General features: G+C 70.1%; 16 protein-coding genes and 1 riboswitch. Of the genes, 8 read left to right on the top strand and 8 right to left on the bottom strand.

Annotation, left to right across the window (positions count from 1 at the left end; genetic code table 11):
* Positions 1–59: 59 nt before the first annotated feature.
* Together mtgA and FHW73_RS14425 are read left to right on the top strand one after the other, a co-directional pair.
* Positions 60–734, top strand: coding sequence for a monofunctional biosynthetic peptidoglycan transglycosylase (gene mtgA, locus FHW73_RS14430; protein ID WP_255493015.1), 675 nt, complete (start codon positions 60–62; stop codon positions 732–734).
* Positions 731–1,735: a glycosyltransferase family 2 protein gene (locus FHW73_RS14425; RefSeq protein WP_183427452.1), complete on the top strand. Its 1,005-nt coding sequence runs from the start codon at positions 731–733 to the stop codon at positions 1,733–1,735. Before mtgA ends, FHW73_RS14425 begins: the two co-directional genes overlap by 4 nt.
* Positions 1,736–1,738: 3 nt before the next feature.
* Here the strand turns inward: FHW73_RS14425 and FHW73_RS14420 are convergent, their stop codons facing one another.
* From FHW73_RS14420 to FHW73_RS14405, 4 genes are all read right to left on the bottom strand, one after another.
* Positions 1,739–3,664, bottom strand: a complete 1,926-nt coding sequence (locus FHW73_RS14420; protein ID WP_183427609.1) for an AsmA family protein — start codon at positions 3,662–3,664, stop codon at positions 1,739–1,741.
* A 159-nt stretch (positions 3,665–3,823) separates the two neighbouring features.
* On the bottom strand, positions 3,824–4,477 hold the full coding sequence (locus FHW73_RS14415; protein ID WP_183427451.1) for a hemolysin III family protein: 654 nt from the start codon (positions 4,475–4,477) through the stop codon (positions 3,824–3,826).
* 85 nt (positions 4,478–4,562) lie between these two features.
* Entirely contained in the window at positions 4,563–6,167 is a 1,605-nt protein-coding gene (locus FHW73_RS14410; protein ID WP_183427450.1) for a peptide chain release factor 3, read from the bottom strand.
* A gap of 71 nt (positions 6,168–6,238) precedes the next feature.
* The gene (locus FHW73_RS14405) at positions 6,239–7,168 is read right to left on the bottom strand and encodes a M23 family metallopeptidase (protein ID WP_221187576.1); all 930 of its coding nucleotides are present in this window, start codon (positions 7,166–7,168) and stop codon (positions 6,239–6,241) included.
* Positions 7,169–7,335: 167 nt separating this feature from the next.
* A riboswitch (SAM riboswitch) is annotated at positions 7,336–7,464 on the top strand.
* Between the two features lie 96 nt (positions 7,465–7,560).
* Here FHW73_RS14405 and FHW73_RS14400 point away from each other — a divergent pair.
* The 4 genes from FHW73_RS14400 (at position 7,561) to FHW73_RS14385 (ending at position 11,810) form a co-directional block, all read left to right on the top strand.
* Positions 7,561–8,619, top strand: a complete 1,059-nt coding sequence (locus FHW73_RS14400; protein WP_183427449.1) for a homoserine O-succinyltransferase — start codon at positions 7,561–7,563, stop codon at positions 8,617–8,619.
* Complete coding sequence (locus tag FHW73_RS14395) at positions 8,616–9,851, top strand: O-succinylhomoserine (thiol)-lyase (protein ID WP_183427448.1); 1,236 nt, start codon at positions 8,616–8,618, stop codon at positions 9,849–9,851. The genes FHW73_RS14400 and FHW73_RS14395 overlap by 4 nt, the downstream gene beginning before the upstream one ends.
* Positions 9,848–10,936, top strand: a complete 1,089-nt coding sequence (locus FHW73_RS14390; RefSeq protein ID WP_183427447.1) for a homoserine dehydrogenase — start codon at positions 9,848–9,850, stop codon at positions 10,934–10,936. Before FHW73_RS14395 ends, FHW73_RS14390 begins: the two co-directional genes overlap by 4 nt.
* Before the next feature lie 139 nt (positions 10,937–11,075).
* Positions 11,076–11,810, top strand: a complete 735-nt coding sequence (locus FHW73_RS14385; RefSeq protein WP_255493031.1) for a DUF1521 domain-containing protein — start codon at positions 11,076–11,078, stop codon at positions 11,808–11,810.
* Between the two features lie 89 nt (positions 11,811–11,899).
* On the opposite strand, the gene FHW73_RS14380 is transcribed toward FHW73_RS14385, so the two are convergent.
* Entirely contained in the window at positions 11,900–13,282 is a 1,383-nt protein-coding gene (locus tag FHW73_RS14380; protein WP_183427445.1) for an L-serine ammonia-lyase, read from the bottom strand.
* 49 nt (positions 13,283–13,331) lie between these two features.
* On the opposite strand from FHW73_RS14380, the gene FHW73_RS14375 reads away from it, so the two are divergent.
* Positions 13,332–13,565 (top strand): glutaredoxin family protein, encoded by a 234-nt coding sequence (locus tag FHW73_RS14375; RefSeq protein WP_183427444.1) that lies wholly within the window; start codon positions 13,332–13,334, stop codon positions 13,563–13,565.
* 16 nt (positions 13,566–13,581) lie between these two features.
* Here FHW73_RS14375 and FHW73_RS14370 read toward each other — a convergent pair whose 3' ends face one another.
* Genes FHW73_RS14370 through FHW73_RS14360 form a run of 3 tightly spaced genes read right to left on the bottom strand, consistent with a single transcriptional unit; the run spans position 13,582 to position 15,383 of the window.
* Positions 13,582–14,094, bottom strand: a complete 513-nt coding sequence (locus tag FHW73_RS14370) for a YceI family protein (RefSeq protein WP_255493030.1) — start codon at positions 14,092–14,094, stop codon at positions 13,582–13,584.
* A gap of 51 nt (positions 14,095–14,145) precedes the next feature.
* On the bottom strand, positions 14,146–14,724 hold the full coding sequence (locus FHW73_RS14365; protein ID WP_183427442.1) for a cytochrome b: 579 nt from the start codon (positions 14,722–14,724) through the stop codon (positions 14,146–14,148).
* Complete coding sequence (locus FHW73_RS14360; protein WP_183427441.1) at positions 14,721–15,383, bottom strand: YceI family protein; 663 nt, start codon at positions 15,381–15,383, stop codon at positions 14,721–14,723. The genes FHW73_RS14365 and FHW73_RS14360 overlap by 4 nt, the downstream gene beginning before the upstream one ends.
* 151 nt (positions 15,384–15,534) lie before the next feature.
* On the opposite strand from FHW73_RS14360, the gene FHW73_RS14355 reads away from it, so the two are divergent.
* Entirely contained in the window at positions 15,535–19,086 is a 3,552-nt protein-coding gene (locus FHW73_RS14355) for an ATP-binding protein (RefSeq protein WP_183427440.1), read from the top strand.
* Positions 19,087–19,113 lie beyond the last annotated feature (27 nt).

Genomic DNA, 19,113 nt, shown 5'->3' with positions numbered 1-19,113 from the left:
CGCAAGCAGGCGCTGGACATCGTGGCAGGCCGCCGCGTCGGCGCCGATGGCTGCGCCGGTTGCTGTGGCTGCCGGTGCTGGCGATCGGGTTCACCGTGCTGCAGGTCCTGGTGCTGCGTGTGGTCGATCCGCCGTTCTCGACGGTCATGGCACTCCGTCAGATCGAGGCCTGGACCGGCGGCGAGGACGATTTCGTGCTCTATCACCAATGGCGCGATCTGGACCGGATCGCGCCGTCGCTCGCGGTCTCGGTGATCGCTGCCGAGGACCAGAACTTCGCGCGGCATCGTGGCTTCGATCTCGAGGCGATCGAGCGCGCCCGCGCGCACAACGCCCGTGGCCGCTCGACCCGGGGCGCAAGCACGATCAGCCAGCAGACGGCGAAGAATCTGTTCCTGTGGAGCGGGCGCAGCTGGGTGCGCAAGGGCTTGGAGGCCTGGTACACGGTGCTGATCGAACTGCTCTGGCCCAAGACCCGGATCCTGGAGGTATATCTGAACGTTGCCGAGTTCGGTGACGGGATCTATGGCGCCCAGGCTGCTGCACGTGCGCATTTCGGCAAGGACGCGGCGCAGCTGTCGCGCGCGCAGAGCGCCCGCTTGGCGGCGGTGCTGCCGAGCCCGCGGCGCTACAACGCCGCCCATCCCGGGCCCTATGTCCAGCGCCGGGCGCAGTGGATCGAACGCAATGCCCGCCAGATCGGCGGCGAGGCCTATCTGGACACGCTGCGATGAGCGCCGGCGCGCCGGCCGAGCGCCTGACGATCGTCATTGCTGCCTTCGACGAGGCGCGGTCGTTACCGCTGCTACACCCCAGGATCGCGGCGGTCATGGAGACGCTCGCCGACGACGGGATCGATGCAGGCGTGCTGTATGTCGACGACGGCAGCACCGACGGGACCTGGGAGGTGCTGCAGGCGCTGGCGGTATCGGATCGGCGGGTGTCGCTGCTGCGGCTGTCGCGCAACTTCGGCAAGGAGATCGCGCTGACCGCCGGCCTGGATCTGGTGACCGAGGGGGCGGCGATGATCCTCGATGCCGATGGCCAGGATCCGCCGGAGTTGATCCCGCGCTTTGTCGCGCTCTGGCGTCAGGGCTACGACGACGTCCACGGCACCCGGCTCAGCCGCGAGGGCGAGCGATGGATCAAGAAGCTCACCGCGCATGTGTTCTATCGGGTCATGCAGCGGCTGGCCAAGACGCCGGTGCCGGCCGATACCGGCGACTACCGGCTGCTGTCGCCGCGCGCACTGGCCGCGCTGCGCCAGTTGCGCGAGCGGCACCGGTTCATGAAGGGCCTGTTCGGCTGGATCGGGTTCAACCGCGTCGCGCTGCCCTACGAGCGGCATGCGCGCCTGGCGGGGCGCACGAAATTCGGCTTCTGGCGACTGTGGAATTTCGCGCTCGAAGGCGTGACCAGTTTCTCGACCGCGCCGTTGCGGCTGGCGACCTACGTCGGCGTGTTCACTGCGTTCGGTGCGTTCGCCTTCGCATTGTGGGTCATCGCCAAGGCGATGCTGTTCGGCGATCGCGTGGCCGGCTGGCCGACGATGATGGCGGTGATCCTGTTCCTGGGCGGTGTGCAACTGGTGGCGCTGGGCGTGATCGGCGAGTACCTGGGCCGGCTGTACGAAGAGTCCAAACAGCGGCCGCTCTACTTCGTGCGCGATTGGCATCCGGCGGGCGCTGCCAGGCCTGCCGTCGACCCTCCGGCCGATCTGCGCCGCAGCAGCTGAGGCTCACTTGGCGTAGGCACCGCCGCAGCTGCTGTCCTCGCCGCCGCCCAGTTCCAGGGTCGCCAGCAGCGCGGCGGGCGGGGCGATCGAACCGAGTGCGAGTGCGACCGCGCCGCGCAGGCCCAGGCGGGCCATGTCGGGGCGGAAGCTGGGATCGGCAAAGGTGCCACCGATGACCAGCGGCGAGCGCAGCGCGAGGATGCTGCGGTCTTTGGGACGCGGGCGCAGCTCCAGATCCAGCGTCTCCTGACCGAGATCGATGCGACCGTCGCCCACGATCAGAGTGTCGGTGGTGTCGAATGCGAGCGCGCGACTGTGCATGACGCCCTTCCGCACGCCGAAGTCGGCGAATGCGCAACGCACCGGAATCTGCTTGTCCTTGCCGATCAGGTACTTGAGGGTCTCGTAGATGTCGATCCCGGCCAGTTCGACGAGCATGTTGCTGACCCGGCCCGCACCCATGCCGACCGCGATATCGCCGTTGGCGCTGCCCAGCATTGCGGCCACCGAGTTGCCGGTGCCGGCGAGGTTGAAATCGCCGCCGATCTTGCCCACCGCCTGGTTGGCGAGGGCGGTATCGGGGAACAGGCCGCCCAGGTCGACCCGGCGGACGCTGGCCTGGAGCCGAGTGTCGATGACGTCCTTGCGCGCATCCATACGCACGGTCGAACGGATATTGCCGCCGGCGACGCCGAAGTTCAGTGGATCGAGCCGGAGCAGGCCTGCCTCGAGCTTGAGGTGGGCGTCCATGTCGTCGATCGGCAGCTTCGGCGCATTGATGCGTTGCGCACGCAGGCGCACGTCGGCATCCATCGAGCGCAACTTGCCCAGCTCATAGGGCGTATCGGGAATCACCTTGCCGCGGGCGGCCAGGGCCTGTTCGCGTCGGACGAGTTCGGGATCCAACGGGGCATCGCCTTCGGCGTCGGGGGTGCCGCCGATGAAACCGGCCAGGTCGTCGAAATCCAGGCGTCTGGACACCAGGTCGGCCTGCAGGAACGGGCGCTCACCGCCGACGGTGAAGGCGGCCGAGCCAGCGAGATCGCTCTGGCCGACCTTGCCGGTGAAACCGTCGTAGTGCCAGGTCTGGCCGTCGCGGGTCAGACGCCCGTCGAGGGCATAGGGCGGGGTGTCGGGCAGCGCAACCCCGACCAGCGGATACAGATGTTCGAGGTTGCGTCCCGACAGCGCGAATTGCAGATCGAAGTCGCGCAGTTCGAACGGCGCAGTGAGGCTGCCGCGCGCGTGTGCGTGGGTGGTGCCGGCCGACGCGCGCAGATCGAGGTGATAGGGCTTGTCCTCGTCCTGCAACGCCAGCGGTGACTCGGCCACGCCCTCGAGCGTGAAGCGGTTGCCGCTCCACTGGCCGTCGCCTTCGATCGCGATCGCAGGCGCGGCGTCGGCCCCTGCGCGCGATGACCGGCTGGCCAGGCGGACGTCGACGCGAGTCTTGCTCGATGCATCCACGAAGCGCAGGCGGCCGTCGTCGACCCAGAGACGGCGGATCTGCATCGGCTCGCCGTCGCCATCGCCCATGTCGAACGTCCAGTTGCCGCCGTTGCCGTCCGGATTGGTTTCCAGCAGCAGCACCGGGCGTGCCAGGCGGATCTCGGGCAAGCGGATACGGCCGCGCAGCAGCGGGAAGACTTCGACCTGGAGCTCCAGCCGGTCCGCCGCCGCCATCGTTCTGTCCTGAGCCCAGTCGGCGTTGGCGAAGCGCAGGCGGTCCGCACGCACGGTGGTCACCCGGCCCAGGTCGACATCGAGGTCGCCGCCGATCTGCAGTACCCGACCTGTCTGCGCGTGGACGATGCGCTCGACCGGGCGTTTGAACCAGTTCCAGTCCCAGAAGATGATCACCAGCAACAGCAGGACCGCGATCACCACCAGCACGATGCGCCCAGGATGGCCGGAAAACGCGCTACGCATCCGCGTAGTGGTCGAGCGCTGCTGCGGTACGGCAGTGGGCGTGGGATCGGTCATCGCGGCTCGCGTCCTGTTTGCGAGGCACCATCCCGCCGGCTCGATCAAGCCTGGGTGAATCCGTTGTGGCGTGTTCAGTCGCCGCGCGCAGAGGCCGTGGACGCGTCAGCGTGCCGGTACGACCTGCGCCAGCACTGCGACGTAGTGACAGACGCTGCCGGCGATGCAGAACAGGTGCCAGATCGCATGCGCGTAGGGGATCGACTCGCGCATGTAGAAGAACGTGCCCAGGGTGTAGAACACGCCGCCGGCGATGATCCAGCTCAAGGTCCAGGTGTCGAGCGCGGCGGCGACCGGGCCGATCGCGATCACCACCAGCCAGCCCATCGCCACGTAGATCGCGGTCGACAGGCCACGGAAGCGCCCGGTGTAGAACAGCTTGAAGACCACACCGGCCAGTGCCAGGGTCCAGATGGTGCCGAACAACCACCAGCCCAATGTGCCGCGCAGCCCGATCAGCGTGAATGGCGTGTAGGTACCGGCGATCAACAGGTAGATCGCGCAGTGGTCGAACACTTTCAGCCGGCCCTTGAGGACCGGGTGATGGACGGCGTGATAGAGCGTGGAGGCCAGGTAGAGCAGCAGCAGCGTGATGCCGAAGACGATCGAGGCGCCGAGTTGCCAACCGTTGCCGAACAGCGCGGCGAGCGTGATCAACACCGCGCCGGCGGCGAGCGCGGCAGTCGCACCGAGGCCGTGGGTCAGCGCACTCGCGAATTCCTCGCGCTTCTCGCGCAGGGACGGGGCAGGGGAGGGCATGTTGGTGCGTCCGACGGGGGAGGGACTGGTCGGATTATGACCCCCGCGGCGCGGTCCTGTCAGACCGCGCCGGTCGAGCCGGCGGTCAGGCGGCCGGCATCGCGTGCGCATGCTCGCGCGTGGCCAGGAACTCGACGCCCGGCGCGCGCTCTTCGGCCAGCTGCAGGTTCACCCGGGTCGGCGCGAGGTAGACCAACTGATCGGCCGCGTCGATCGCGAGATTGCCGGCGTGCTTGTCGCGGAAGTCCTCGAGCTTCTTGGCGTCCGCGCAGCGGATCCAGCGCGCGGTCGAGACCTGCACCGGTTCGAAGATCGCGTCCACGCCGTATTCGTCCTTGAGCCGGTAGGCGACCACGTCGAACTGCAGCACGCCGACCGCGCCCAGGATCAGGTCGTTGCTCATCAGCGGCTTGAAGAACTGGGTCGCGCCTTCCTCGCTGAGCTGCGCCAGGCCCTTCTGCAACTGCTTGAGCTTGAGCGGGTCGCGCAGGCGCGCGCGGCGGAACAGCTCGGGCGCGAAGTTGGGAATGCCGGTGAAGGCGATGGGCTCGCCTTCGGTGAAGGTGTCGCCGATCGAGATCGTGCCGTGGTTGTGGATGCCGATCACATCGCCCGGATAGGCCTCGGCCGCGATCTCGCGGTCGCTGGCCATGAAGGTCAGCGCGTTGGCGAGCTTGAGCTCCTTGCCGCTCCGCGGGTGGAAGGCCTTCATGCCCGCGGCGAACCGACCCGAGCACACGCGCATGAACGCGACCCGGTCGCGATGCTGCGGATCCATGTTGGCCTGGATCTTGAACACGAAGCCGGTCAGCTTGTCCTCCTGCGGCGCCACGGTGCGCGTGGTGGTGGCGCGCGGTTGCGGCGGCGGTGCGTGTTCGACGAAGAAATCGAGCAGCGGCTGGACGCCGAAGTTGTTGACGCCCGAGCCGAAGAACACCGGCGTCTGCCGGCCGGCGCGGTAGGCCTCGAGGTCGAACGGATGGCTGGCGCCCTGCACCAGCTCCAGCTCGTCGCGCAGGTCGGCCAGCATCGCCGGGCCGATCCGCTCGGCCAGGCCGGGCGCGTCCAGCGAGGGGAAAATCGTCGAGTCCTGGCGGGTGAAGTTACGGCCTTGCTCGTAGAGATGCACTTCGCCGGTGAGCAGGTGCACGACGCCCTTCAGGCGCTGGCCCATACCGATCGGCCAGGTCACCGGTGCGCACTGGATGCCGAGCACGCGCTCGACTTCGTCGAGCAGGTCGACCGGGTCCTTGCCCTCGCGGTCGAGCTTGTTGACGAAGGTCATGATCGGCGTGTCGCGCATGCGGCACACCTCCATCAGCTTGATCGTGCGCTCCTCGACGCCCTTGGCGACGTCGATGACCATCAGCGCCGAGTCGACTGCGGTCAGCACGCGATAGGTGTCCTCGCCGAAGTCGGCGTGGCCGGGCGTGTCGAGCAGATTGACGATGCGACCCTCGTAAGGGAACTGCATCACCGAACTGGTGACCGAGATGCCGCGCTCCTTCTCCAGCGCCATCCAGTCGGACGTCGCGTGGCGAGCGGCCTTGCGGCCCTTGACCGATCCGGCCATCTGGATCGCGCCGCCGAACAGCAGCAGCTTCTCGGTGAGGGTGGTCTTGCCGGCGTCCGGGTGCGAGATGATCGCGAAGGTACGGCGGCGGGCGGCTTCGGTGGCGACGTCGGGCATGCAGGCGGCGCACGCGCGTGCGTGCGGTCTCGAGGCTTCAGGAAGCCGGCGATTATACGCGGCGGGTCGGCTCAGTCCGGTGGGGGCTGGGCGAAGCGCAGAACCCCGCCGGGCCCGAACATGCGGAACGGCAGCGATTCCAGGCGCAGGCCACGGTTGGCCTGGACCGCGAAATGCAGGTGCGGACCGGTACTGGCGCCGGTGTTGCCGGAAAACCCCAGGATCTGGCCGCGGCGCACGCGCTCGCCCGGCGCGACGATCACGCCGCCGCGCTGCAGGTGCGCATACAGCGCCATCGTGCCGTCGTCGTGCAGCACCCGCACGAAGTTCGCGCGGGCCAGGTCGTCGTGCGCCACGCCCATGCGTGCATGGCCCGACATGCCAGCCTCGATCTGCATGACGGTGCCATCGCGCGCGGCCAGCACCGGCGTGCCCTCGTCGACCGCGAAGTCCACGGCATGGGCGTGCTCGGGGGCGCGATGGCTGAAGCCGCCGCCGAAGCCCTGGGCGATCCGCAGCGGAGCGCCGCGGAGCGGGTAGGCGTACTCGACATCGCGCGGGCGCGCGCTGGGATGGCCGGGTACGGCCTGCAGCGCGAGGGTGACCGTGCTGTCGGCGGCGTCGGGCAACCAGGCGACGAGCGTGCGGCCATGGGCCGGGACGGTCGCGCGGGCCGGCAGCGGCGGGTCGCTGCCCGGTGTCGCGCCGTCGGCGGTCAGCAGCACCTCCACCGGACCGGCCAGGGTGTTCTCCGCGACGACGCCCACGCGCCCGGCGGCGGGTTGCCGGTGCAGTCGGACCGCTGGCGAGGCTGTCGCCGGCGACCCCTGCGGGGACGCGGAAGACGGCGCCGGCCAGGCGGCGCTGGACGGCGTCTGGGCCGAGACGACGAGGGGCAGCGCGAGCGCCAGGCCGACGAGGCTGCCTGCAAGCACGGCATCGATGACCGGGCCGAGGCGTCTGGCGCGTGGGGCCAGGTCGGAAAGGGGCGGGCGGCGCATGCGCGCGATTATGCCGGGCGCTCGCCTGTCGCCGATGCCTCGTTGCACCGTGGTCTCGGCTGTATCGGCGGCAAGGCGTCGGATCCTGCGATCGCCTGCCGTGAATTCCATCGCTGCATCCGGATGAAGCGATTGACATGGCGTGCAGGGGCTGGCAACCTGCGTGGCATCCATCGAGACCGGCGGAGGGACAGGCCCTTTGATGCCGGGGCAACCTGATGGGATCCACGCGCCGCGTGGGCCCCGTCGCGGTGCCAAGTCCTGCGGGGACCTGTGCGTCCACCGGAAGATGGTCATGCGTCGCTTCGGCATCGAGGCGATGCATCCGCCGAGTCGGCGGCTTCCGGCATCCCCCGCAAGACGCGATGGTCCGTTCCCATCTGGACATCGCCATGAGTCTTGTCGACACCGCGCCCCGCCATTTCGACGCCGGCCCCGATCCGGCGTTCGTGCCCACGTCGTCGCCCGCGAACGCCGCGACCGAAGACCGCGCTCTGCGTGGCCGCATCGACGTCGCGCTGCCGATGCGCCACGCCGGTTTGCGCCACGTCGGCCTGCGCTACGAACTGCGCGGCACCCCTGGGACGCCGGTGGTGTTCGTGGCCGGCGGCATCTCCGCGCACCGCCATGTCGCCTCGAGCGCGTCGTATCCCGAGCCGGGCTGGTCCGAGGCGCTGCTCGGCGGGGGCCGTGCGCTGGACCCGGCGTGCGTCCAGGTGCTGGCCTTCGATTTCATCGGCGCCGACGGCGCGCTCGATGCGCCGATCGACACCGCCGACCAGGCCGATGCGATCGCCGCGCTGCTCGACGCGCTCGACATCCCGGTGCTGCACGCCTTCGTCGGCTATTCCTACGGTGCACTCGTCGGGCTGCAGTTCGCGGTGCGCCATGGCGGCCGGCTGCGGCGGCTGGTCGCGGTCAGCGGCGCGCATCGCGCGCATCCCTACGCCGCGGCGTGGCGCGCGCTGCAGCGCCAGACCGTCGCCCTTGGCCAACTGCAGTGCGCCGATGCGCAAGGCCTGTCGCTGGCCCGGCAATTCGCGATGCTCAGCTATCGCACACCCGAAGAATTCGCAGAGCGCTTCGACGCCGCGCCCGAAGTCGTCAACGGCCGTGTGCGTGTTGCCGCCGAGGACTATCTCGACGCCGCGGGCGCGCGCTATGTCGCGCGCACGCCGGTCGCCGCGTGGCTGCGGCTGTCCGAATCGATCGATCTGCACCGGATCGAGCCGGCGCAGGTCCGGGTGCCGACCACCGTCGTCGCCGTCGAGGGCGACCGGTTGGTGCCGCTGGCCGACGCGGTGACGCTGCTCGAGGGCCTCGGGCCGAACGGCCGGCTGCGCGTGCTGCGCTCGCCCTACGGCCACGACGCCTTCCTCAAGGAAACCGATCGCATCGACGCCATCCTGGCCGTCGCCCTGCGCGACACCGACCACGGAGATCTTGCATGAGCATCCAGAGCCCGTCCTTCGATCCGGCCGCGTGCCGCCCCAGCACACGCGCGGTGCGCGCCGGCATCGACCGCGATCCGGCCTACGGCGCGGTGACCCCGCCGATCGTGCTGTCGAGCAACTTCAGCTTCGAGGGCTTCGAGCGCAAGCGTGAGTATGACTACACGCGCAGTGGCAATCCCACCCGCGACCTGCTCGGTGAGGCGCTGGCCGGGCTCGAGGGCGGCGCCGGCGCGGTGGTCACGCCGACCGGCATGGCGGCGATCACGCTGGTGCTCAACGCGCTGCTGCAGCCCGGTGACCGGCTGGTGGTGCCGCATGACGCCTATGGCGGCAGCTGGCGGCTGTTCGATGCGCTGGCGCGCAAGGGGCATTTCGAACTGGTCACCGCCGATCTCACCGACCCGCGCGCGCTGGCCGATGCGCTGGCCTGCGGGCCCAAGCTGGTGCTGATCGAGACGCCGTCCAATCCCCTGCTGCGCATCACCGACCTGCGTTTCGTCATCGAGGCCGCGCAGCGGGCCGGTGCGCTGACCGTGGTCGACAACACCTTCCTGTCGCCGGCGCTGCAGCGGCCGATCGCCTTCGGCGCCGACGTGGTGCTGCACTCGACGACCAAGTACATCAACGGCCACAGTGACGTCGTCGGAGGCGCGGTGGTGGCGCGCGATGCCGAAGTGCACGCGCAACTGGCGTGGTGGGCGAATGCGCTGGGCATCACCGGCTCGCCGTTCGACAGCTTCCTGACCCTGCGCGGGTTGCGCACACTCGATGCGCGGTTGCGCGTGCATCAGGAGAACACTACCGGCATCGTCGCGCTGCTGGAGGCGCATCCGGCGGTGGCGCGGGTGCACTACCCGGGCCTGACTTCGCACCCCGGGCACGCGGTCGCCGCGCGCCAGCAGTCGGGCTTCGGCGCGATGCTGTCGTTCGAACTGGCTGGCCGCGATCCGCGCGCGGCGGTGCGCGCGTTCGTCGAAGGCCTGCAGTACTTCACGCTGGCCGAGTCGCTGGGTGGGGTCGAGAGCCTGGTCGCGCATCCGGCGACGATGACCCATGCCGCGATGAGCGCGGAGGCGCGCGAGGCGGCCGGCATTTCCGAAGGTCTGCTGCGGCTGTCGGTCGGCATCGAGGCGCTCGACGATCTGCTCGCCGACCTGCAGGCAGCGCTGGCACGCGCGGCCACGGTCGCCGGCCAGACGCCAGCGATCCGCGCCGGAGCCGACGCATGAGCACGGTGGTCGCCCTGCGCCGTGCGCGCCGGACGCAGCCGCAGCCCGCCCGGCTCGCGTTGCTGGGCACCGGCACCGTCGGCAGCGCCTTCGTCGCGCGCTATCAGCGGCTGGCCGCGCAGGGGCTGGCGCTGCCGGCCTTGGCGCGGATCTGCAATTCGCGCACGCAGATCGCCTGCGGCGACGATCCGGTGGCGGTGCTCGAGCAGGCGCGTGTCGCGGCGACCCGACGCAACGGCTTTCCGCCTTGGGCCGAGGGCGAGAGTCCGCGGCCGGGCGATATCGTGGTCGATGCGACCGCCAGCGAGACGGTCGCCGACTGGCATCCCGAGTGGCTCGCGCGCGGGGTCCACGTGGTCACCGCCAACAAGCTCGGCACCGGCGGCGAACTCGGCCGGGCGCAGGCGATCACCGAGGCGGTCGGCAGCGAAGGTGGCGGCCGCTATGGCGACAGCGCCACGGTCGGTGCGGGATTGCCGTTGCTGCGCAGCCTGCGTGCGCTGGTCGCCGGCGGCGATCGCATCCACGCCGTCGAAGGGGTGCTGTCGGGGTCGCTGGCCTGGTTGTTCGCCCGGTTCGACGGTAGCCAGCCGTTTTCGACCCTCGTGCACGAGGCCCGCGCTGCCGGCTTCACCGAGCCCGATCCGCGCATCGATCTGTCGGGCGAGGACGTGCGCCGCAAGCTGCTGATCCTGGCGCGGGCGGCGGGGTTGCCGCTGTCGGCGCATCAGGTCGCGGTCGAATCGCTGGTGCCGCCGGCATTGGCCGGATGCGAAATCGGGGCGCTCGAGGCCGGCTTCGCCGAGCTCGACACCGCGCTCGCGGCGCGCTGGACCGCGGCGTCCGCCGACGGGCTGCGGCTGTGCGTGGTGGGGCGTTTCGATGCGCTCGGCGGCGCCAGCGTCGGTCTGCGTGCATTGCCGGCGCATCACCCGCTGTGCGCCGGCGGCGGAACCGGCAACCGCGTCGCCATCCACAGCGATCGCTATCGCGAACAACCGCTCGTGATCCAGGGCCCCGGCGCCGGTGCGGAGGTCACGGCCGCAGCATTGCTCGACGACGTCCTGGCCTGCGCACGCCGCTGACCTGCGCCAAGCCTGGGGCGAACCCTAGATGGGGTGCACCCCGATGGCAGGAAGCTGAACGGCGCGCTGAAATGGCGTCATTCAGTTTCCATGTCGATCACGGGGGTCTTCCATCATGTCCAACACATCTTCCTTGAGCATGTCCGTCTCGCTGAGCGTCAGCGGCCAACTGCCGTCGGTGCAGAGCTCGGCCAGCACTCAGCGCACATCCGACGGGCGGGTGCAGTTCGAGAACGACAACTACCGCATCACCGCCGGCGACAACGACGAGGTGGTGGTGTTCAACAAGAACACCGGCGAGAACTACCGCATCTGGGGCGATCCCCACGTCGAGATCGACGGCAAGCACGCCTTCGACTTCTGGGGCCAGACCACGTTCCTGCTCGACGACGGGACCAAGGTCACCATCGAGACCACGCCGTGGGAGCAGGGCGGCAATGGCGCGACGGTGGCCTCGGTCGTGACGATCACCGATGGCGACTACGGCGTGCAGATCTCCGGTGTCGACAGCAACACCTATGGCGACCTGGCGTTCCAGGAATTCGCCGGCGGCGGCCGTCTGCTCGATGCCGCGGTGCGCGACGGCAATGTGCTGCTGGAGAACGAGAACGGCAGTGGCTTCATCGCCGTCGACCAGAACGGCAACATCCAGAATGTCGACCAGGCCTTCATCAATGCCACCGACGAGCTGAAGAACGGCGGCCCGGACTTCCTGGCCCACTTCGCCGAGATCTTCTCGTTCTTCACCGGCCTGATGTCGATCGGTTTCAACGGCGGGCTGTCTCTGGGCAGCGACAATCCCAACCGCGATCCCGAGCCGACCGCCCAGCCGGTGCCGTGGCAGTTCAGCCTGACGCTGTCGATCCGCGCCTGATTTGACGTGTGTCCCCAAAACGGCGTGCCGCGAACGCGGCGCGCCGTTTCCGTTTCCGTTTGCGGTAGGCGAGGCGCCGCGCAGGCGGCTCAGCACTCGATAACGTTCACCGCCAGGCCGCCGCGCGAGGTTTCCTTGTACTTGTCGCGCATGTCGCGGCCGGTCTCGCGCATCGTGCGGATGACCTTGTCGAGACTGACCTTGTGCTTGCCGTCGCCGCGGAAGGCCATGCGCGAGGCGTTGATCGCCTTGACCGCGCCCATCGCGTTGCGCTCGATGCACGGAATCTGCACCAGGCCGCCAATCGGATCGCAGGTCAGGCCCAGGTTGTGCTCCATGCCGATCTCGGCGGCGTTCTCGATCTGGCTCGGAGTGCCGCCGAGCGCGGCGGTCAGGCCGGCGGCCGCCATCGAGCAGGCCACGCCGACCTCGCCCTGGCAGCCGACCTCGGCGCCGGAGATCGAGGCGTTCTCCTTGTAGAGGATGCCCACGGCCGCTGCGGTCAGCAGGAAGTCGAACACGCCCTGCTCGTTGGCGTTGGGAATGAACCGGTCGTAGTAGTGCAGCACCGCCGGCAGAATGCCGGCCGCGCCGTTGGTCGGCGCGGTGACCACGCGCCCGCCTGCCGCATTCTCCTCGTTGACCGCGAGCGCATAGAGATTGACCCAGTCGAGCACGGTCAGCGGGTCGCGCATCGCCGCTTCGGGCTTGGCGGCGAGTTCGGCATGCAGCGCCGGCGCGCGGCGGGTGACGTGCAGCCCCCCTGGCAGGGTGCCGCCCTCGCGGATGCCGCGCGCGACGCACGACTGCATCGCCGCCCACAGTTCGCGCAGCCCGTCGAGGATCTCGGCCTCGCTGCGCCAGACCTTTTCGTTCTCCAGCATCAGCCGGGCGATGCCCAGCCCGCTGTCCTGCGCCTGGCGGATCAGCTCGTCGCCGCTGGCGAAGGGGTAGGGCACCTGGGTGGTGTCGGCGACGATGCGGTCCTCGGCCGCCTCGTCCTGGTTGACGACGAAGCCGCCGCCGACCGAGTAGTAGTCGCGCGTGGCGATCACCGCATCGTCGGCGCCGTAGGCGGTGAAGCGCATGCCGTTGGTGTGGAACGGCAGCTTCTGGCGCTTGTTCATCACCAGGTCGCGCTTCTCGTCGAAGTCGATCTCGTGGGTGCCGCCCAGCCGCAGCCGGCGTCCGCCGCGGATGCGCGCCAGCGCATCGGGAATGATGTCCGGGTCGATGCGGTTGGGCATGTGTCCTTCCAGGCCCATCATCAGCGCCTTGTCGGTGCCGTGGCCGCGGCCGGTCAGCGCCAGCGAACCGAAGACCTCCGCGCGGACGCGGACGACCTCGTGCAGGCGGCCGGGCTCGGTGAGCCAGCGCGCGACGAAGCGGGCACCGGCGCGCATCGGCCCGACGGTATGCGAGGAACTCGGCCCGATGCCGATCTTGTAGAGGTCGAAGGTGCTGACTGCCATCGCGCTATTCTACGGCCCGCTCCCCGTTCCATGCCTGACGCGACGCCGCATGACGCCCCAGACCCTGATCCTGTACCAGCGCGACGACTGCCATCTGTGCGACCTCGCGCTCGAGGTGCTGGCGCAGGCGCGCGCGCCTGCGTTCGACAGTGTCTTCATTGATGACGACGCTGCGCTCGAGGCGCGCTACGGCAGCCGTGTGCCGGTGCTGCGCGATGCCGGACGCGACGTCGAACTGGACTGGCCGTTCGACGCCGACGCGGTGCGACGGCTGCTGGCCTGACCCGCCGACAGCGGCGTCAGTTCGCAGGCTTGAGATACACCCGCGTGGCGACCGCGATCTCGTCGGGGATCGTGCCGGTGTCGGCCCATTCGCCGCCGCCGACGCCGAAATCCAGGCGACGCACGGTCGCCCTGCCCGACAGCAGCGGACGCGTGCCCGGGGTCCAGGTGAAGGTCAGCGTGACCGGCTTGCGCACGCCGCGCAGCGCGAGCTCGCCGTCGGCGGCGTAGCGGCCATTGCCGAGGTCGCGGAACCGGGTCGCGGTATAGGTGGCCTGGGCAAAGCGGCCGGCGTCGAAGAACGACGCGCCGCGCATCTCGCTGTCGTAGTCGTCGTTGCGGGTGGTCGCGGTGGCGATCGGGATCGCCACTTCCAGCTTGGCGCTGCTCAGGTCGGCCGGGTCGAACGCGAGCGTGGTGCGGAAGTCGGGAAACGTGCCGGTGAACACCTCGCCCTGGTACTTGCCGGCGAACGCCAGCGACGAGCCGGCGGCCTGCACGTAATCGGCAGCGGAGGCGGAGAGCGGCATCGCGACGGCGAGCGCGGCCGCGAGCAGGAAGCGGGGAGCGTGGGGCATCGATCAGTCCTGGAGTGAGGGCGGGGAAGCGGCGCGCAACCAGCCGCGTGGCAGCATCCGTGCCAGCGTGGCATCGCGCAGGAACAGGTGGTGGTACAGCGCGGCGGCGGCATGCAGCAGCGCCAACGCCACCAGCGTCCAGAACAGCCACTCGTGCGCCTGGTTGGCCAGGCCGCGCAGATCCGGGTTACGTGCGACCAGCGCCGGCAGATTGAACAGGCCAAACCACTGCAGCGGGTAGCCGGCGGCCGAATTGAAGGTCCAGCCGCTGAGCGGGATTGCCAGCAGCAGTGCATACAGCAGCCAGTGCGTGAGCGTGGCGATGCGGTCCTGCCAGCGCGGGGTGCCGGGCACCGGGCGCGGCGCGCCGGCGAACAGCCGCCAGGCCAGCCGCAGCGCCGCGAGCGCGAGAATCGTCAGGCCCAGCGACTTGTGCAGGGCGTAGACCTGGACCTTGGTGGGACTGGGCCGCATGTCGCCCATGGTCAGGCCGATGATGCCGACCGTCAGGATCAGCACCACGACGGTCCAATGCAGCAGTTGGCTCACCGCGCCCCAGCGCTCGACATTCTTCAGCGTCATGGTGTCTCGTCTCCGGGTGTGTCGGTGCCCACCGCCGTGTCGTCGGCATCGTCCGCATCGTCGCGACCCGTGCCGCGCTCGCGCACTGCTTCGAGTTCGATGCGCAGGCCGACCGTGTCGCCGATCATCGACGGCCAGGCGTCGATGCCGAAGTCCGCCCGCGACAGCTGGGTGGTCGCCGAGAATCCGACCATGCGCCTGAACGGCGGCATCGGGTGGCGGCGCGCGGCGTTGAACGTCGCATCGAGCGCGACCTCGCGCGACACGCCGCGCAGCGTCAGCGTGCCGTGGACGATCGCGTGCGTGGCATCGCGCGGCTCGATGCGGTTGGAGACGAACGTGGCGGCGGGATGGCGCTCGGTATCGAGCAGATTGCGCGCGCGGACCGCACGATTCCAGCGGTCGTCGCCGAAGTCGACGCGCGCCAGCGGCACCGAGACCTCGACCCGCGCGCTCGACCAGTCCGCGGGATCGAAGACCAGCGTGCCCTGGCTGCCCGACACCGTGCCGATCGCCTTCGACAGGCCGGCGTGTTCGATGTCGAGCATCACCCGGGTATGCACCGGATCGAGCGCGTACTGCGCCGGCCGCGCGGCCACCGGCGCGCAGGCCAGTGCCAGCAGCAGGCAGGGGACGAACAGGCGCCGCGGCAGTCGCATCGTCTCAAGTTCCGGTCGCCGCGGGCGGCATGCGGGGATTCTAGGCACGAATCGCACGGCCGCGCAGCCGTGGTGGCGCTTGCATCCGGGACGATGCGTTGCGAGCATCGCGCGTTGCGGGCAAGGCCGCGGGGAAAGGGATGTCGGGCCCATGTGGAAGCGTGTCGCCGCTCTGGCGCTGATCTGGACGTTCGCCTGCGGTGTCCTGGCCGCGACGCCGGAGATGCCGCGGTTGCGGGTGCTCGGCGTCGCCGACGGCCTGCCTACGTCCGATGTCACCGGTATCGCCCAGGACAGCGACGGCTTCGTCTGGATCGCGACCGCCGACGGCCTGGCCCGCTACGACGGCGCCGGGTTCATGGTCTGGCAGCACGACCCCGAAGCGGCGGATGCCTTTCCCGGCAACAATCTGCAGGCCCTGCATGTCGACCACGAGGACCGCGTCTGGGTCGCGGCCCAGGAAGGCGGTGTCGCGGTGATGGACCGCGATCGCTCGGCAGGCTTCCGGCCCTATCGGATTGACGCGCATCCCGAAGCGCGGCTCGGCGATGTCTGGGATTTCGCCAGCCGGCCGGGTGAGATCTGGATGGGCCTGGGGACCGACGGGGTCTACGGCCTGCGCGCCGACGGCAGTTTCGTGCATTTGCGCCACGATCCCAACGACCCGCGCACGCTGCCCAGCGACAACGTGGTCAGCCTGTCGTTCGACAACGACGGCATGCTGTGGATCGCGACGATGGCGGGTCTGGCCCGCTACGACGGCCGCCGTGTCTGGCGCGAGCTGTTGCCCGGCGGCGACATGCCGCTGACGGTCACCGATGTGCAGGCGATGGGCGACGAAGTCTGGGCCTCGAGCGCGCGCGGGCTGTTCGTGCGCATGCGCGATGGCCAGTGGCACTGGCGCCCGTGGTCGGGCATGTTCGCCCGGCCCAACAGCGTGCTGTCGATGCTCGCCGATCCCCGCGGCGGCTACTGGCTGGGCACCCGTCGCGGCCTGTGGCGGTTGTCGGAGGACGGCATCCCGACCCCGGTGCCGGTCGGCCGGGACGCGTCGCGGCCGTTCCCGGCGCGGGCGATGTTCCTGCAGTCCGACGGCGCGCTGTGGGCATCGGCGCCGGGCGAGGGCGTCGGCTTCCTGCGCTCGGACTGGCGGCATGTGGCCGAGCTGGTGCGCGGCGAACGCGGACTGCAGGGCCACGGGTACGCGACGATCGCGCCGGCCAACGACGGCGGGCTGTGGCTGGGATCGGAAACCGGCGTCGTCGAGCATGTGGACCAGGCGCTGCAGGTCTCCCGGCTCGATGGGGAGGCACGCGCGCGCCTGGCCAACCAGCGCATCCTCGGCATGGCCGAGACGCGCAGCGGTGTGCTGTGGATCGGCCATGTCGGCGGCCTGTTCCGGCACGGGCGCGACGGCACGCTGAGCGAGTGGGAAGGCGAGCCGGGCACGTCGGTCGCGCACGGCGTGGGCTACAACATCGTGCGCGCCGCGCCCGACGGCACGCTGTGGACCGGCAGCATGGGCGGCTACGGGGTCGAGCACCGCGATGGCGACACCGGCCGCATGCTGTGGCAGGCCGGCGACGATCCCCTGGTCCATGAGGGCGTCTACGGCTTCGACGTCGCACCCGACAACACCGCCTGGGCGGCTTCGGTGCCGGGGCTGGGCTACTTCGACCCGCATGCTGGCCGGTTCGTGATCGTCAGCGGCGAGCAGCCCTATTACGCGGTCGCCGTGCAGGGCGAGGACACGGTCTGGGCCGCCGGGCGCGACGGCCTGGAGCGCTGGCGCCGCGAGGACGGCACCTGGGCGCGGCAGGAGCGGATCGGCACGCGAGAGGGGCTGCCGTCGGTGATGCCGATGGGGCTGGCGGTCGATGTGCGCGGACGTGTCTGGGTCTCCACCCGGCGTGGTCTCTACCGCTGGGATCCGCAGGCCCGACGCATGCGCCGCTATGGCAGCGAACACGGCCTGTCGTCGCAGGAAATGCTGTTCCGCTCGATCGCGGTGAGCAGCAGCGGCCTGCTCGCTGCCGGGACCGCAGTCGATTCGGTGGCCATCATCAACACCGCCTCGGAGGAGACCGGCCGGGTCGAGGAGCCGAAGCTGCGCGTCCTCGGCCTGGACGTGCGCCGCGACGGGCTGTGGCAACCGCTCGAAGGCGCCCATCCCGAACTGTTCCCCGACGACCGCGAACTGCGCGTCTCGGCCCGGCTGCTGGCCTATGACGACCCGGGATCGAACCACTACTGGACCTGGCTCCAGGGCCTGGACACCGGCTGGGTCGACCAGGGCGCCAATGGCGACCGGGTGTTCTCGGGCCTGCGGCCCGGCAACTACGTGCTGCGCATCCGCGCCAGCGACGCCTACGGCAACGCCGCGCCGATGCAGGAACTGCGGTTCCGGGTGTTGCCGCCGTGGTGGCAGACCTGGTGGGCACTCACGCTGCTGATCTGCATGATGGGGCTGATCGCGCTGTGGGGCGCATCGATCTACCGCCGGCGCGTGCGGCGGCGCGCGGAACTGCAGTTGGCCGGGCGCCAGCGCGAACTTGCCGAGCAGGCATCGCTGGCCAAGAGCCGTTTCCTGGCCACGCTCGGCCATGAGGTACGCACGCCGATGACCGGCGTGCTGGGCATGAGCGAGCTGCTGCTCGATACGCCGCTCGACGCCCGGCAGCGCAGCTACACCGAATCCATCCGCCGCGCCGGCGACCACCTGATGCGCCTGGTCAACGACGCGCTGGATCTGGCGCGGATCGAGGCCGGCAAGCTCGAGCTCGATCCGCAGCCGTTCGAGCTGCGCGCATTGATCGAGGACATCGTCTCGCTGTCCGCGCCGATGGCCCGGCACAAGGCGCTGGGTTTCGATGTCGCCTTCGACGAGGGCGTGCCGGCCTGGGTGCACGGCGATGCAGTGCGGGTGCGTCAGATCCTGTTGAACCTGATCGGCAATGCGATCAAGTTCACCGATGATGGCCGGGTCGGGCTGCGGATCGCGCGTCCGCCCGAAGGCCTGTGTTTCCAGATCAGCGACACCGGCCCGGGGCTCAGCGCCGAGCAATGCCAGCGGCTGTTCCGGCGTTTCGAGCAGGCCGATGGCGCCCGCACCGCCGCGCGCTACGGCGGCAGCGGCCTGGGGCTGGCGATCAGCCAGGAACTGTCGCTGGCGATGGGCGGCCGGATCGATGTCGAGAGCACCCTGGGCGAGGGCACCCGGTTCACGGTCGTGCTGCCATTGGCCGAGGTTGCCACCCCGCCACGGCGCACGCGCTTCGAGGGGCACGAGCGCATCACCGCGGCGGTCGGACTGGTGGTGTTGCTGGTCGAGGACGACCAGACCGTGGCCGACGTGATCCGGGGTCTGCTCGAGGCGCAGGGCCACCAGGTCGCGCATGCGATGCATGGACTCGCTGCGCTGACCGACGTGCGGACCCAGACGTTCGACATCGCGCTGCTCGATCTGGATCTGCCGGGCATCGACGGCCTGACCCTGGCCGGCATGCTGCGCGCGCAAGGCTTCGACCGTCCGCTGGTTGCGGTCACCGCGCGCGCCGATGCCGAGGCCGAGCCGGCGGCGCGCGCGGCCGGTTTCGACGGCTTCCTGCGCAAGCCGCTGACCGGCGAGATGCTGGCCGACGTCCTGGCCCAGAGCTGGCGGCCGGTCCACGAAGGCGGCGGCCTGGACCACCGCGAGGACTGAACGGCGGCTTGGCACCGCCTGCACGGC

It is taken from the genome of Luteimonas sp. RC10 (genome assembly GCF_014192745.1).
Classification (GTDB): domain Bacteria; phylum Pseudomonadota; class Gammaproteobacteria; order Xanthomonadales; family Xanthomonadaceae; genus Luteimonas.
The sequence above is the reverse complement of the archived record's forward strand: the minus strand, read 5'-3'. Positions and strand labels throughout refer to the sequence as shown.